Origin of the sequence: Nocardia sp. NPDC006982 (assembly GCF_042869435.1) — a bacterium.
Taxonomy (GTDB): domain Bacteria; phylum Actinomycetota; class Actinomycetes; order Mycobacteriales; family Mycobacteriaceae; genus Nocardia.
Genome location: NZ_JBIAFV010000021.1, coordinates 1 through 13,530 on the forward strand (window position 1 = coordinate 1; position 13,530 = coordinate 13,530).

12 protein-coding genes and 3 pseudogenes are annotated in these 13,530 nt (G+C 65.8%); 5 read left to right on the forward strand and 10 right to left on the reverse strand.

From position 1 onward, the window contains the following. Positions 1-472: 472 nt before the first annotated feature. A pseudogene (locus tag ACFYOW_RS43160) lies at positions 473-735 on the forward strand (alkaline phosphatase family protein); the annotation flags it as partial. Positions 736-964: 229 nt separating this feature from the next. On the opposite strand, the gene ACFYOW_RS43165 reads toward ACFYOW_RS43160, so the two are convergent. The 7 genes and pseudogenes from ACFYOW_RS43165 to ACFYOW_RS43195 form a co-directional block, all read right to left on the reverse strand. Continuing rightward, positions 965-1,789, reverse strand: a complete 825-nt coding sequence (locus ACFYOW_RS43165) for a hypothetical protein (protein ID WP_387296836.1) — start codon at positions 1,787-1,789, stop codon at positions 965-967. 475 nt (positions 1,790-2,264) lie between these two features. Next, a pseudogene (locus tag ACFYOW_RS43170) lies at positions 2,265-2,390 on the reverse strand (IS110 family transposase); the annotation flags it as partial. Between the two features lie 38 nt (positions 2,391-2,428). Further along, positions 2,429-2,608, reverse strand: a pseudogene (locus ACFYOW_RS43175) (IS3 family transposase); the annotation flags it as partial. Between the two features lie 698 nt (positions 2,609-3,306). Further along, the gene (locus ACFYOW_RS43180) at positions 3,307-4,176 is read right to left on the reverse strand and encodes an ESX secretion-associated protein EspG (RefSeq protein ID WP_387296838.1); all 870 of its coding nucleotides are present in this window, start codon (positions 4,174-4,176) and stop codon (positions 3,307-3,309) included. Further along, positions 4,158-5,453: a WXG100 family type VII secretion target gene (locus tag ACFYOW_RS43185; RefSeq protein WP_387296840.1), complete on the reverse strand. Its 1,296-nt coding sequence runs from the start codon at positions 5,451-5,453 to the stop codon at positions 4,158-4,160. The genes ACFYOW_RS43180 and ACFYOW_RS43185 overlap by 19 nt, the downstream gene beginning before the upstream one ends. Beyond that, positions 5,446-5,823, reverse strand: coding sequence for a hypothetical protein (locus tag ACFYOW_RS43190; protein ID WP_387296842.1), 378 nt, complete (start codon positions 5,821-5,823; stop codon positions 5,446-5,448). The genes ACFYOW_RS43185 and ACFYOW_RS43190 overlap by 8 nt, the downstream gene beginning before the upstream one ends. A 47-nt stretch (positions 5,824-5,870) precedes the next feature. Beyond that, positions 5,871-6,593 (reverse strand): alpha/beta hydrolase, encoded by a 723-nt coding sequence (locus ACFYOW_RS43195; RefSeq protein ID WP_387296844.1) that lies wholly within the window; start codon positions 6,591-6,593, stop codon positions 5,871-5,873. A 146-nt stretch (positions 6,594-6,739) separates the two neighbouring features. Between ACFYOW_RS43195 and ACFYOW_RS43200 the strand changes: the two genes are divergently transcribed. Further along, positions 6,740-7,633: an SMP-30/gluconolactonase/LRE family protein gene (locus ACFYOW_RS43200; protein WP_387296846.1), complete on the forward strand. Its 894-nt coding sequence runs from the start codon at positions 6,740-6,742 to the stop codon at positions 7,631-7,633. Between the two features lie 9 nt (positions 7,634-7,642). Here ACFYOW_RS43200 and ACFYOW_RS43205 read toward each other — a convergent pair whose 3' ends face one another. Together ACFYOW_RS43205 and ACFYOW_RS43210 are read right to left on the reverse strand one after the other, a co-directional pair. Next, positions 7,643-7,972 carry an MmcQ/YjbR family DNA-binding protein gene (locus ACFYOW_RS43205; RefSeq protein ID WP_387296848.1) on the reverse strand — a complete coding sequence of 110 codons (330 nt, stop codon included), beginning with the start codon at positions 7,970-7,972 and terminating at the stop codon, positions 7,643-7,645. Positions 7,973-8,029: 57 nt separating this feature from the next. Beyond that, positions 8,030-8,989, reverse strand: coding sequence for a helix-turn-helix transcriptional regulator (locus ACFYOW_RS43210; protein ID WP_387296850.1), 960 nt, complete (start codon positions 8,987-8,989; stop codon positions 8,030-8,032). An 87-nt stretch (positions 8,990-9,076) separates the two neighbouring features. Here ACFYOW_RS43210 and ACFYOW_RS43215 point away from each other — a divergent pair, with 87 nt between their 5' ends. After that, positions 9,077-10,213, forward strand: coding sequence for an epoxide hydrolase family protein (locus ACFYOW_RS43215; protein WP_387296852.1), 1,137 nt, complete (start codon positions 9,077-9,079; stop codon positions 10,211-10,213). A 4-nt stretch (positions 10,214-10,217) separates the two neighbouring features. Here the strand turns inward: ACFYOW_RS43215 and ACFYOW_RS43220 are convergent, their stop codons facing one another. Then, positions 10,218-10,973 (reverse strand): hypothetical protein, encoded by a 756-nt coding sequence (locus tag ACFYOW_RS43220; protein ID WP_387296854.1) that lies wholly within the window; start codon positions 10,971-10,973, stop codon positions 10,218-10,220. 219 nt (positions 10,974-11,192) lie between these two features. Here ACFYOW_RS43220 and ACFYOW_RS43225 point away from each other — a divergent pair, with 219 nt between their 5' ends. Continuing rightward, positions 11,193-12,365, forward strand: a complete 1,173-nt coding sequence (locus ACFYOW_RS43225; RefSeq protein WP_387296856.1) for an acyl-CoA dehydrogenase family protein — start codon at positions 11,193-11,195, stop codon at positions 12,363-12,365. A 9-nt stretch (positions 12,366-12,374) separates the two neighbouring features. Beyond that, positions 12,375-13,529, forward strand: a complete 1,155-nt coding sequence (locus ACFYOW_RS43230) for an acyl-CoA dehydrogenase family protein (protein WP_387296858.1) — start codon at positions 12,375-12,377, stop codon at positions 13,527-13,529. The last annotated feature ends 1 nt before the right edge of the window (position 13,530 follow it).

The window sequence follows — 13,530 nt, forward strand, 5'->3', positions numbered from 1 at the left end:
TTTTCCGGCATTGTGTACCGGTAGACAGCGAAAGGTGCTCTAACGAGTGGCCGGGAGGGTTTCACCTCCCGGCCACCGTATGTGGCAGTGTCCCGTCACACATGGTGGCCATCATCGAGCGTTCACGGTGCCGGGTTCCCGATCGCCCAGTCGGAGAAAGAATTTCGGGTAGGACCTCGAACGCACTCGCACCGACAAGTCCAGGTCGCCGCAGTCACCATGATCGTCATTCGACCTGGTTGGCCATCACAAACGAGAACTCCGGCGTGCTGCCGAAATGATCTGGGTACCGCTGATTGCCGAGACGTATCGCGGGGCTGGGCTGTTGAAAGTGCAACGGATGCAACCGGACTGGACGCGAGGTCGGCCAGCGACAGTGTCGGCAATTCCGGCCCACGGCTGCGATGCCTGGGACCGGGAGGGATCCGGCTACTGTCCGAACACGACGGCATTGGCCGCTGCGGTCGCGGCGATGCCGGTGAATGCGCGGCGGGTGCTCGCAGAACCGTGTTGCTGATGCAGGAGAATCGCTCGTTCGATCATTATTTCGGCACGATGGCCGGTGTGCGCGGTTTCGGTGATCCGGACGCGTTGGTTTTTTTCCCGACGGTTCACCGGTGTTCCGGCAACCCCGACGAGCAGAACCCAGACGGCTACACGTTGCCGTTTCATCTGGACACCTACCGCAACAGCGTGCAGAAGATTCCGTCCACCTCGCACGCTTGGTCGGTGCAACCGGCAACCCCGACACGTACTCCCGCCCATGAGCCCGAGGCTCAACCGGGACCCGATACGCGATATCAACGAATCTGATTCGACCACAATCCATTTCAACAACGGGGCACTATCGCGAGACACGAAGACCTCCGATAGGTGAATGCGTGCCCAGACAGCTCGCACTTCACTCGGAGGTCTTCGTCACGTCAGCTCGCTACGCCGTCACCAACGTCCGTGGGCAGTAGAGCTAGCCGCTGGAACCGGTGGGCAGGCAGATCGAACCCAAGCATCCGCTGGACCGTGGTCCCACCGCGATACCGGCAGGGTTGCTCAAACCGCTGGCGACGACAGTGGGCGTGCCGCCGGTCGTCGGCAGCGAGACCACCTCGCCGGTACTTACCGTGATGTACAGCGTGGTGTCCGTCACCGCGATATCTTGGCCGAGGTTCAGGGTGGTCAGGGTGGTGGGTATTCCGCCGGTCATCGGCACCGAAACCACAGGTCCGGCGCTTTCGGTGACAAAGAGGGTGTTGCCGGACACGGCGACTGCGGAGGGGTTGGGCAGGGAGACCACGGTCGTGGGCGTGCCACCGGTCACCGGCAACGACACCACAGCCCCAGCGGCGGTGTTTTCGGCGATGAAGAGGGTGTTGCCGGACACGGCGATACCCTGTGGATTCGGCAAGCCGGTAGCCAGAATGGTCGGCGTGCCGCCGGTCACCGGCAACGAAACCACGTTACCGATGCTCTCGGTGACGTAGAGGGTGTTGCCGGACACGGCAATATCGAATGGGCTGACGCCGGGCAGCGTGGCAATGGTGGTGGGGGTGCCGCCGGAGGTCGGCACCGAAACGATCGTGTCGTTGCCTGGCACGGCGATATAGAGGGTATTGCCGGAGAGCGCCACCCCATAGGGATGGTCCAGGCCCTGGGTCAGAGTGGTGGGCGTGCCGCCGGTCACCGGCAGCGAAACCGCCGTGCCGTTGCCATTCTGCGCGATGAAAAGCATATTCGTTGCGGGCGCCGCGGCGGCGGGGCCGCTGGCGGTAACCGCGATCGCTGTGATGAGCACCAACGGAGTCGTCGCAGCCGCAGCCAACATCCTGCTCGCTGACCTCACTGCGGCAGCGAGACGTCGCCCACCCAGGGCTTGACGGAAATGCAGGTTCAACTCTATCTACCTCAGTTCTGTTGTCCTGGAAACGGTTCAGAGGCGCAGCTGTCACTCTGGTGCTCCGACACGCTGAGTCATCGACTACGGAACGGGTCACACAGCGACCCAATGTTGGGGACAGCGAGAAACTCTCACCCGTCGGGGTGGGCAATGCGCGCACGTTTCGGCACGGGGGCAAAGCCCCGCACCGCTGGGAGTGACCGATCAACAATCGTTGCCCGTTACAGCAGGCAAGCTTGCGCGCCACAGTCGAGCAGATCTCGCGGAAGATCCGCCTACAGTGCCGCGCCAGCATATCTATGTCATCAACGAAGTCAACGTAGAACGATCCCCTGCGTGTCAGGGCATCTCAGGAGCTTTGATGTCAAGGGAGTCAGGCCGCGAGGTGTTGGTAGCGGTTGACCAGGGACGCTGTGTGGCTGTAGAGGGTCTTGGTTTTCAGGCAGCCGTGCAGGATTCCGACAAGCCGGTTGCCGAGCTGGCGTAGAGCGGCGTTATGGCCGATCCCGCGCGGCGCTGTCGGGTTTGGGATCGTGGTCGTTTGGTATTCCCGCGCACGGCATCACGTAGACCCATCCGCCGCATCAGTCGTTCAATCGTGCAGCGGGCCACCGCAATTCCCTCTCTGTTCAGTTGCAGCCACACTTTCCGTGCCCTGTAGACACCGAATTTGTCCGCATGCACCCGCCGGATTTCGGCCTCGAGTCTTTCGTCTCGACGACTAATCCATATCCGAGCCAAACGGCATGATGTAAGACTGGATCGCTCGCAGAACGACGGTGATCGAACGCAGGTCGGCGCGGGACTCCGCGCCGACCCGGCGCAGATCCGGACCGCGAGTGTCGGCAAATCTTGACGCAAATCCCGGGTCGACTGTCGCGCCCGGCGGCGCGGGAGCCGCTGACGCAACTACCCGTGCTATTGGTCGTACCGGGCGAGACCCAACAGAACAAGAGACACCACCCGTCACTACAGCTGGTAATCCGCTTCGATAACCAGCCGCCCACCCGAAACCCGCAGGTCGTCCCCGTTCCCATGTTCGACACGCCCTGCCCGGGGCGCGAACCTACGACAGGACCAACTGCAAGGGGTCGACCCCCATCCGATGGCAAAACTGCACTCTTGTCCGTGCGCTCATGTCCGGCATGGTTGCTGGCCAGCCGTCGCGGCTTGCCATCAAACCCGCCATTTAATGGCCGACGTCAACCAACGACACCAGCGCACGCCAACGCCAGTAATCGATATCACAGCCAGCACTGGGCCGAATTGCAATGTATCCGCAGCTCAGAGGCTCACGGAACCAACGACACCCAACGCTGCCAACTCTTGACAACGACACCCATCGCACGCTGGTTCGATGCGAGTACATGGAGTTACCCATGTGCTTGCGAAATCAGTTGTCACGTAGGCGAACTTCACCAGCGTTCGGCCAAGGCGAGGGTGCGTTCGGCCGCGGTGACCATCGGCCGCAGCTGTGCGGTGAACCGCTGCGCGGTGACCGGCACGATATCGACATCGGCCCCGGTGCGCACCGAGTATCTGCCGTCGCCGACCACGTCGATCCAGCACAGCACGCCGAACGGATGCAGCTCGCCGTCGGCTCGGCGCACCGACACCACGATCTGGCCGATGCCGTCGCGAGATTGCCTGAGCAGCTTGCGGATCCGGGTCGGCGTGGTGGGTCCGGCCACCGGCACGGTCACCAGATCCCGGCTGTCCTCGGTGACTCGGGCCAGCGGTGCGGTCAGTTGCGGTGTGGCGCCTGGCGAATTCTCCGGTAGCACCGAAGTAATCCGTGCGGAAAGGTTTTTCACGCGGTCGACGAACAGCCGGATATCGCCGCCGCGGTCGGTGGTCGCACCCGCACGTTGCGCCGCGACCACCGCGATATCTCCCGCGATCGCACCGAGTACACGCACCGGACGCGATTCGGCCGCGATGCCGGGCTGGGCGACTACGGGACCGGTCTGTTCGACCAAACCCGTCGCCTCGACCGTTCCGTTCGGCCCGCCATCGACCGCCGACGGCTCTGCCGTACCACGTTCACCGAAGACCTCGATGCGCACGGTGGGGCGTGCGAGCACCCGCAGTGCCCCCTCCAGATCGGCGTCGAGAGTCTCGTCGCACCAACGGTTCAGGGCGGGGAGTTGCGCGGCGCGCTCGGTGGTATCGCGAGCCGAGAGGCGGACGGCGAGCGGGTAGGGGATGCGGTCGCCATCGGTGCGGGCCCAGGCCATGGCGAACTGGTCCGGGGTCAGCGTCCAGTTCACTCCAGTTCGGTCCATTCGCCGACGACCGGGGGCGTCGTCGGATCCATATCGCCGATCAGCTCACCGCCGTCATCGGCCGGTTCCAAAAAGGTCAGATCGTCGTCGAAGAAGTGGTAGTCGTCGTCGTACTCGTCCTCTTCGCGGGCCTGGGCGCGGGCGGCGGCAGCGCTGGTGCTCATGCCGGAGCGCGGGCTGTCACCCGCGACCATGGCGCCGCCCATGAGTCCGCCGACCGCGCCCGCGCCGACGCCGTTGATGGCATCGCCACTCGCATCGCGTTTGCGCTCATCGCGTTTGCGTTCGTCGTCGGTGTTCGAGGTGCCGGGAACGGTCGGGGCGACCACCGAGGTGGACGCGGCGGTGGTCACCGGTGCGTTGGTACCTGGTCGCACCGGGCGATCCGGTGTGGTCGTCGGTGTGGTGGCTGCGGCGGGTGCGGTCGATGCGGGGGAATCTGCTATCGGCACAACGGGTTTGGCGGCGGCAGGTGCGGTGTCGGCGGCGGGGCTCACCGAAGTGACGGTGGTCGGCGCACCAGCCGGTTGAGTCGTCGCGGCCGGCTCGACGGTGGTGTGCGATGTGGTCGGCACCGGCGCGGTCGTCGAAACCGTTGGGGTGGTGAGGGTTTGCGTACCGGTGTCGAATACGGGCGTTGTGGCCACCTGCGCGGCTGATGTTGTGTCGGAAGACTGCGGCACGTCGGCGGTGACCGCATCCGGGAAGGCGGGCACACCGGAACCGGTCGAGACGAACACATTCGTGTAGATGCTGTCCATCGCCTGCACCACATCCTGACGGGTGCCATCGGCGGATTTCTGGGTGGCGGTGTTCTCGGTCGCCTTGGCCGGATCCAACAGTGCACCGGCCAGATCCGTTGTCTGGCTGGATGGTTCGACAACGGCCGCGCGCAGTGCCTCGGCGGCATCGCCCGCTTGGCCGAGCCGCTGACCGACCGCCGCCATGACATCCGCGAGTTGCTGTCCCTGCCGCTCGAATTCGCGTACCGCATCGGCGGCAGCATCCGCCGCGGCACCGCGCCAGCCATCGGCCATCGCGGCCCGAATCTCACTGTGCGCCTGCTCGACTGCGGTGGCGAGTCCGGTCGAACTGCCTTGCCACGCTTGCTGTCCGGCCGCGAGGACAACCGGATTCATCAGCTGGACACCGTCGTGAATTTCCCGATGCGACAGGTTGTCGAAGATTTCGACGGTCTGCGCGTAGTTGGGGTCCGTATAACTGGGGTCGGCATACCGAATGGGCGTCTTCTCACCGGAGTGCGGCATTTTACGCATGCGCGGCTCCCGCCACCTCGACCCGACCGACCGCGGCTGCCAGATCCGTATCGGCCCGGGTGTACGCCGCTCCGGCCGCGCGGAAGGTCTGCGCGAGCGCCCGCGCGGCGTCGGCGTATGCGCGCAATCGGGTGATCGCGCCGTCGGCCTTGTCCTCGAAGCCGCGCCGCAGCGCCGCACCGGAATCGAAGCCGCCGAAGCCGGGAAGTGAAGTGGCCCCGCCCAATACGGCGATCTGCGCATCGACCTCATCGGCGAGTTGTTCATAGCGCTTGGCGCACTGTTCGTGCGCACCCTCGGCGACCAGTACCCCATCGATCCAGAGCTGGCCATCGTCGATCGCTTGATTCAGAGTTGTCACGTCCGACATCTCGCCGCCCCCTTCCTCGTCGTGCTGCCCGCGCAGCCGTGATCAACTCACCGGTGCGCCAACCCCACGACGACACCCTGCATCCAGTCCGCGATGTCGGCAGCGACCCGCGCGTGCACCGGCTCGTGCAACAGGTCGTGCCCGGCGTCGGCGTACTCACGCAAACTTACCCAATCGTGGCGGCGAGTCCAGACCTTCATCGCATCGATCGGCGCCCGTCGGTCCTCGATGCCGTGCACCGCGAGGATGGGCAGGGTGCTCGGCAACGGCGTGCCGGGTGCACCGGGTGCGCCGCCACCGAGTGCTCGCTTCGGCACTCCGGACAGCACCAACCCGATCAGCTCGCTCGGCGGCAGGCTCGGCTGCAGCGGGTACTTGGCCTCGAGTCCGTGCAAGTCGTCGGCCGCACTCGTCTGATCCGGCACCGCCGCGCCGAGGATGCCCAGGGCGGTGACGGCCCCGAGTGAGTGGCCCATCAGGATCAGCGGCGTACCCGGTAGTTCCGCGCGGACCAGCTCGATCAGCTGCATCGCATCGGCCACCAGTTCCATCAGCGTGCCGGGATTATTCGGATCGCCCTCGCTCAACCCGTGCCCCGCGGTGTCCAGTGCCCACACCTCGATCCCGACGGATTTCGGGGTGCGGGCGAAGCGGTGGTAATGGCCGCTGTGCTGGCCCATTCCGGGCAAGAGCACTGCAGCTGCGGCCGGGTTGTCGACCGGCCACCGCCGGTAATGCATCCGGCCTCGCGCGCCGTCGAAGAATGACATCCGTAAATACTGGCAACTCGCTGAGACGCAGTCGAGTTCCTGACATAACTACTGGTGAGTTCATAACTGACAAAGTGGCTAGACTCCCGGCCGAGGGTCGGGCAAGAGAGTCGAGGTTCGCTTTGAGGAAGCCCTATCGTCGGAACGTGCGAGTGTGGGTCATCGCATTTGCGCTGAGTTGTGCCGGTGTGGATGTCTCGGTCGCCATGGCCGAGCCCCAGCCGCTCGGTGCGGTCGCCGCATGCGCGCAGGGCCAGGCGGCGACGGCCGTGCCCGCCGGTCTGCCGGTGCTCGACTGGTCGGAGAATGTGGGGTACGACGCGCAGGGCAACCTATGGGTATCGCGGCTGTACCGCAATGAGGTGCAGCGCTACGACAGCGCGGGGCGGTTGACCGCGACGGTGCCGGTCGAATTCCCGGGCGCGATTCGGCTCGGCCCGGACGGACTGCTCTATGTCGTCTTCGGCGATTCGCCGACGAGTGTGGTGCGTCCAGGTGGTGTGGTGCGCTTCGATCCCAACGATCCCAGGCCCTCCGTATTCGCCTCCGGATTCACCATGCCCAACGGTGCCGCCTTCGATACGCAGGGCAATCTGTACGTCGCCTCCAGTCTCGGCGTGATCCGGATCCGTCCGGACGGCGGCGTCGATGCGGACTGGACCGCGCGGGCGAAGTACACCGGCGCCAATGGGATTGTGGTGCGGGATAGTTCGATCTACCTCAGCATGAACGGCAATCCGCTCGGTCGGATCGTGCGCTTCCCGATCGAGGACCCGGACCGTGTCGCCGTGATCGCCGACTTGACGGTGTCACCCGGAATTCCGGATTTCGCAGACGACTTCGTCATCGATGACGCGGGTGTGCTCTACGTGACCACCTTGACCGGCCAGCTGGTTCGGGTCGATCCGAGCGCGAATACCGCATGCGCGGTGCTGACCGGCGAACCGATGACATCAGTGGTCGCCGTGCCCGGCCGCCCCGACGAACTCATCGCCGGCACCGAGAGCGGCGCGATCCTGAGGATTCGGCTGTCGCGCTGAGCGAATCGGTCAGTCCTCGATGAGATCGGCGGGTGCGGCCTGACGCCAGGAATCCAGCAGGATGTCGTAGAGTTCGTCGATATCTTCCACGGCGCGGAGCCGGGCCCGGACCCAGGACGAGGACGCCTCGTGCGGCGGAACCCAGAACTTGCCCGGTTCGGCGGCGATGAGTTCCGCGCGATCGTGTCTGGGGCAGCGGATGGCGACCGAGGTCTGATCGTCGGGGATGGTGACGAACATTTTGCCCGCCACATCGAAGGTGGGATGGTTCCAGCGTTCCTTTTCCACGGTTTTGGGAAAGGACAACGCGATGCGGCGCACGTCGTCGGCGTCGAGCACGGTTCAGCCTCCGGTTCGGAAATCGGACTCCTATCGTGCACATCGCTTCGTCGGCCATCAAGTGACGGCGTCGGTTATGCGGGACGCGATCGTGCGCAACCGTTCCACCAGGACGGGCGGCTCGTGGACTCGGAAGTCCGCGCCGAGTTCGATCAGGCGGTGTGCCAACCAGGCCGGGTCGTCGTCGCGGGTGGCCTCCAGTCGGCAGGAGTCGTCGTCGATGGGTGCGATATCGCCGGGGGAGTCGCCGAGACGGCCCGCGACCCGGCCGATCGGTGCCTGGATCGTCACGCGGACGCGGAAGGACGGCGTGCCCCAATCGGTTCGGCGACCCGCCACATAGGCGGCCGGATCCGCGGCGGGCAGCGCTCGCGGGCTGTAGCGGGCTCCGGTGGGTTGCGGTCGGTCGATGCGATCGACTCGGAAGATGCGCCAGTCGTCGCGGTCCACATCGTGGCCGACGAGGTACCAGCGACGCCGTGACGGCACCAGCCCGACCGGTTCGATATGGCGACGGGTTTCGGCATCGGATTCGCCCCGATACGCGAAACGTACCCGCTCCCTGTTGGTTACGGCCGCGGCCAGCGCGCTCAGCACCTCGGGATCGACCGCCGGGGCGTCGTCGGTGTGCGGCACCAGGGCGGTGCCGAGCACCCGCACCCTGCGGCGCAATTTGGCGGGCAACACCTGTTCCAGCTTGGCGAGCGCGCGGACCGAGGCCTCCTCGATACCGACGATGGCCGATCCGGCGGCGGCACGCAGTCCCACCGCGATGGCGACCGCCTCTTCGTCATCGACCAGGAGCGGCGGCATCGCGGTACCGGCGACGAGCCGGTAACCGCCCGTCGCGCCCATCGTCGCCTCGACCGGATAGCCGAGTTCGCGCAGCCGGTCGATATCGCGGCGCACGGTGCGGTCGGTGACGCCGAGTCGATCGGCGAGTTCGCTGCCCGGCCATTCCCGTGGTGTCTGCAACAGGGAGAGCAGGCGCAGCAGGCGGGCGGGGGTGTCGTTCATGATTTCAGGATTCCAGATAACTAGGACTTGGGTTGTCCTAGTTGGTTCCTAACGTAGTTTCCGTACCCGAGAGCTAGGAGTCACCCGATGAACGAGATCCACCCCTTCCGTATCGACATTCCGCAGGCCGATATCGACGATCTGATCGACCGGTTGGCCCGCACCCGCTGGTCGGCGCAACTGCCGGGCAAGGGCTGGGAGCGCGGTGTCCCGGTCGACTATCTGCAGGAGCTGGCCGAGTACTGGCGCACCGGATTCGACTGGCGGGCACAGGAGACGGCGTTGAACGAGTTCCCGCAGTTCGTCACCGAAATCGACGGCCTGGACGTGCATTTCCTGCATGTGCGTTCGCCCGAGCCCGATGCGCTGCCGCTGATCCTGACCCACGGCTGGCCGAATTCGTTCGTCGAATTCACCAAAACCATTGGTCTGCTGACCGATCCGCGCGCCCACGGACTCGATCCGGCGCAGGCGTTCCATGTGGTGGTCCCGTCGGTGCCCGGTTTCGCATTCTCCGAGGGGCCGAACGAGACCGGGATGACGGTGCGTCGGGTGGCGCAGATGTGGGTCGAGTTGATGGACCGGCTCGGCTACCAACGCTATGGCACCCAGGGCGGTGATCTCGGGGCCTACGTGGCACCTGAAATCGCCCTCATCGCACCGGATCGCGTGGTCGGTGTGCATATCGATGGCGGTATCGGCATGCCGACCGAGGCCGATGTGCCGACCATGACGCCGGAGGAACGCGCGGAATGGGATCAGATGCAGGGCTGGATGTCCGGCGGCGTGAACCACCACGTGCTATTGCGTGCCGCGCCACAGACTTTCGCGCACGCCTGGACCGATTCGCCGGTGGGCCTGCTCGCCTGGCTGATGCAGAAATTCAACGAGTTCACTCCGTTGGCCGAACTGGCCGAGGATGTCATGGACCGCGATCATCTGCTGACCAATATCAGCCTGTACTGGTTCACCCACACGGCGGGGACGTCGTCCTGGCCGATGTACAACGGACTCGGCGACGGCGGATTCGTCTGGCCTACCGGCCAGAAGGCGGTACCGACGGGCGTCTACGCGGGTGGTTCCGCACTCATGCTGCGACTCGCGGAGCGCGACAACACCATTGCGCACTGGCCCGAGGGCAATACCGGAAACCACTTCGTGCCGATGGAACTGCCGGATATGCACGTCGCCGATATCCGGGCGTTCTTCGGCAAGGTGGCTTGAGCGCTCAGTTGTTCTGGTGCGCGATTTCGTCCCGCGATACGGAGTCCGCATGGTTCGGGGTGGCCGGCGCCACGGGTTCCTGAGTCGAGGCTGCCGGTGCCGGTGCGGCGCCCTCGGGTGCCGGCGCCGGCGGCAGCACTGGACGATCCGGAACGTAGAACATTCCGACGGTCGGCGTCATCACGCAGTGCGCGAACGGGTAGTCGATCATGCCCCACATCGAGGCGATGATCGTGCCAGGACCGCTGGTCACGGTCTTCGACAGCGTCGGCATGTTGTATTCGGTCCGGTCGTCGAGCGTGGTGAGGCCGCTCGCGCCGGTATTGACGTTCAGCCAGGCCACGACGAGCCCGGAGGACAGCGGTGCGCCCGAATGCGCGGGCGTCGCGCTGAACCGCAGGGTGCCGGGCAGCGGGTCCGCGGCGCCATTGGGGTTGGAGCCGTCGGTGGAGGCCGCCGCGATGATCGTGGTGACCGGGCCGACGCTGCCGCAGCCGAAGGTCGGCGCGGCATAGGCGAACGGGGTGAAGGCGGCCGAGACATTGCGCAGCTCGGCGATATCCACCAGCTTCGTGAACTGGCTGAGCGCGCCGACGCCCGCCTGCGCGGCCGGATCGGATCCGGCATCGGTGGTGAGCTGTTCGAGTCCGGTATCGACGGTGGATGGCTCGGCGACCGCCGTACCGGTGAGGGCGAGGACCGCACCGATGCCGAGAGAGGTCACTGCCGCGGCGGCGCGTGCGATGGATCTGCCGTTCACTCGTTCTCCTCGATACCGAACACCGGGATAGCCCCGCCCCACGAGCAGCAACGTACCAGTTCGTCGCTTACGCCGCCCAGGGACTCACAACCAACCGCACCGGCCGCTGAGGGCCGGCGCGCGACACATCCCCGATCTGCCCTTGTGACCCACTCGACAGTGCGAGATTACCGGGGGGTAGGTTTGACGCGGACGTACGAGACACACCGGGAGATGTGTATGAAACTAAGTCTGACGCCCGACGAGGTGGGCTTCCGCGACGAGCTGCGGAACTTCTACCGGACCGAGATCCCCGCAGACATCCGTGACCGCGTCAAATACGGCCACGAGCTGTCCCGCGAGGACATCGTCACTTCGCACAAAATCCTCAACGACCACGGTCTGGCCGTGCCGAACTGGCCGGTCGCGTGGGGCGGCAAGGACTGGACGCCGATTCAGCGCCACATCTGGCAGGACGAAATGCAGCTGGCATCGGTGCCCGAGCCGCTGACGTTCAATGCCCAGATGGTCGGCCCGGTGATCGCGCAATTCGGCTCGCAGGAGATCAAGGAGCGCTTCCTGCCGCCGACGGCCGCGCTGGATATCTGGTGGTGCCAGGGCTTCTCCGAGCCCGACGCCGGATCCGACCTGGCCTCGCTGCGCACCACCGCGGTGCGCGACGGTGACTCCTACATCGTCAACGGCCAGAAGATCTGGACCACGCTCGGCCAGTACGCGGACTGGATCTTCTGCCTGGTCCGCACCGATCCGAATGCGCCGAAGAAGCAGGCGGGCATCTCCTTCCTGCTGTTCGATGTGAAGTCTCCCGGCGTCACCATCCGCCCGATCAAGTTGATCGACGGTGGCTACGAGGTCAACGAGGTCTTCTTCGAGAATGTGCGGGTGCCCGCCGATCAGCTGGTCGGCGAGGAGAACCAGGGCTGGAGCTACGCGAAATTCCTGCTCGGCAACGAGCGCACCGGCATCACCGGTGTCGGTCGTACCAAGGTCAAGCTCGGTGTCGCGAAGGATTACGCGCGCCAGACCAAGTCGGGTTCGGGCACCCTGCTCGAGGATCCGGTCTTCGCCGCGCGAATCGCCGAACTGGAGAACGAACTGCTCGCACTGGAACTGACCCAGCTGCGCGTGGTCTCGAACTCCTCGGACGGTAAGCCGAATCCGGCCTCGTCGGTGCTCAAGCTGCGCGGTTCCGAACTGCAGCAGGCCACGACCGAGCTGCTGCTCGATATCGCGGGCCAGGACGCACTCCCGGTCGACGCCGCCGATATCGCCTCGCCCGGTTGGGCGCAGCGCAGCGGCCCCGGCTATCTGAACTACCGCAAGACCACCATCTACGGAGGCTCCAGCGAGGTGCAGCGCACCATCATCGCCTCCACGATCCTCGGATTGTGAGGCGCCGCCATGGATTTCGAACTCACCGATGAACAGGTCATGCTGCGCGACACGGTTCGCGACCTGCTCGCCCGCAACTACGATCCCGAGACCCGCCTGAAGGTCACCGACACCGAACTCGGCTGGAGCCGCGATGTCTGGAACCAGCTGGCCGAACTCGGCGTGCTCGGCCTGAGCTTCACCGAGGAGGACGGCGGCGTCGGCGCCGGTCCGGTGGAGACCATGGTCGTACTCGAGGAGATCGGGCGCAGGCTCGCACCCGAACCGCTGCTGGATGCGGTGCTGGTGCCGGGCGGTCTGGTCGCGCGGGTCGGCAGTGCCGAACAGCGGCAGCGGATTCTGCCCGAGGTGACCGGCGGCACCAAACTGCTGGCGTTCGCGCATGCCGAGCCCGGTGTGCGCTGGCCGTCCACCGAACTCGCGACCACCGCTGTGCAGCAGGGGGATTCGTGGGTGCTGACGGGCCTGAAGAATCCGGTTCCGCACGGTGACAGCGCCGATGAGCTGGTGGTCAGCGCGGTGCTGCCGACCGGCGGCATCGGACTGTTCCTGGTCGATGCGGCCGGAGTGCAGCGCAAGGCGTACCGGACGCTCGACGGTCAGCGCGGCGCGCAGATCGAATTCGACAAGGTCCCAGGCGAATTGCTCGGTGACAATATCGACGCCGCCGAGGCGGTGCAGATCACGATCGGGCACGCCCAGGCCGCGCTGTGCGCGGAGTCCATCGGTGCGATGGAAGAGGCGCTGCGGCTGACGACGGATTATCTGAAGACGCGCAAGCAGTTCGGCGTCACGCTGTCGAAGTTCCAGACGCTGACCCAGCGGGCAGCGAATATGTACGTCTCGCTGGAACTGGCGCGCAGCATGAGCCTCTACGTGAATGCGTCGCTGGCCGATAGTGCCGACGCTGAGTCCGATGGCCACTCCGCAAGCTCCGTGGACGCGGTCGTCGCGTCGCGGGCGCGGCTGCAGGTCGGCCGGTCGGCTCGGCATATCGGCCAGGAGGCGATCCAGATGCACGGCGGCATCGGCGTCACCGCGGAGTACCCGGTGAGCCATTACGTCGCTCGGCTCACCGCGATCGAGCGCACGCTCGGCGGCGGGCTGGAGCATCTGCGGGTGCTCAGTGCGCAGGTCGGTGATTACGACCTGCCGCAGCTGTAGG

Coding starts and splice junctions, on each gene's coding strand:
- ACFYOW_RS43210 (WP_387296850.1), bottom strand. CDS start 8,989: ATGAACGACACCCCCGCCCGCCTGCTGCGCCTGCTCTCCCTGTTGCAG.
- ACFYOW_RS43190 (WP_387296842.1), bottom strand. CDS start 5,823: ATGTCGGACGTGACAACTCTGAATCAAGCGATCGACGATGGCCAGCTC.
- ACFYOW_RS43230 (WP_387296858.1), top strand. CDS start 12,375: ATGGATTTCGAACTCACCGATGAACAGGTCATGCTGCGCGACACGGTT.
- ACFYOW_RS43195 (WP_387296844.1), bottom strand. CDS start 6,593: ATGTCATTCTTCGACGGCGCGCGAGGCCGGATGCATTACCGGCGGTGG.
- ACFYOW_RS43215 (WP_387296852.1), top strand. CDS start 9,077: ATGAACGAGATCCACCCCTTCCGTATCGACATTCCGCAGGCCGATATC.
- ACFYOW_RS43225 (WP_387296856.1), top strand. CDS start 11,193: ATGAAACTAAGTCTGACGCCCGACGAGGTGGGCTTCCGCGACGAGCTG.
- ACFYOW_RS43180 (WP_387296838.1), bottom strand. CDS start 4,176: ATGGACCGAACTGGAGTGAACTGGACGCTGACCCCGGACCAGTTCGCC.
- ACFYOW_RS43185 (WP_387296840.1), bottom strand. CDS start 5,453: ATGCGTAAAATGCCGCACTCCGGTGAGAAGACGCCCATTCGGTATGCC.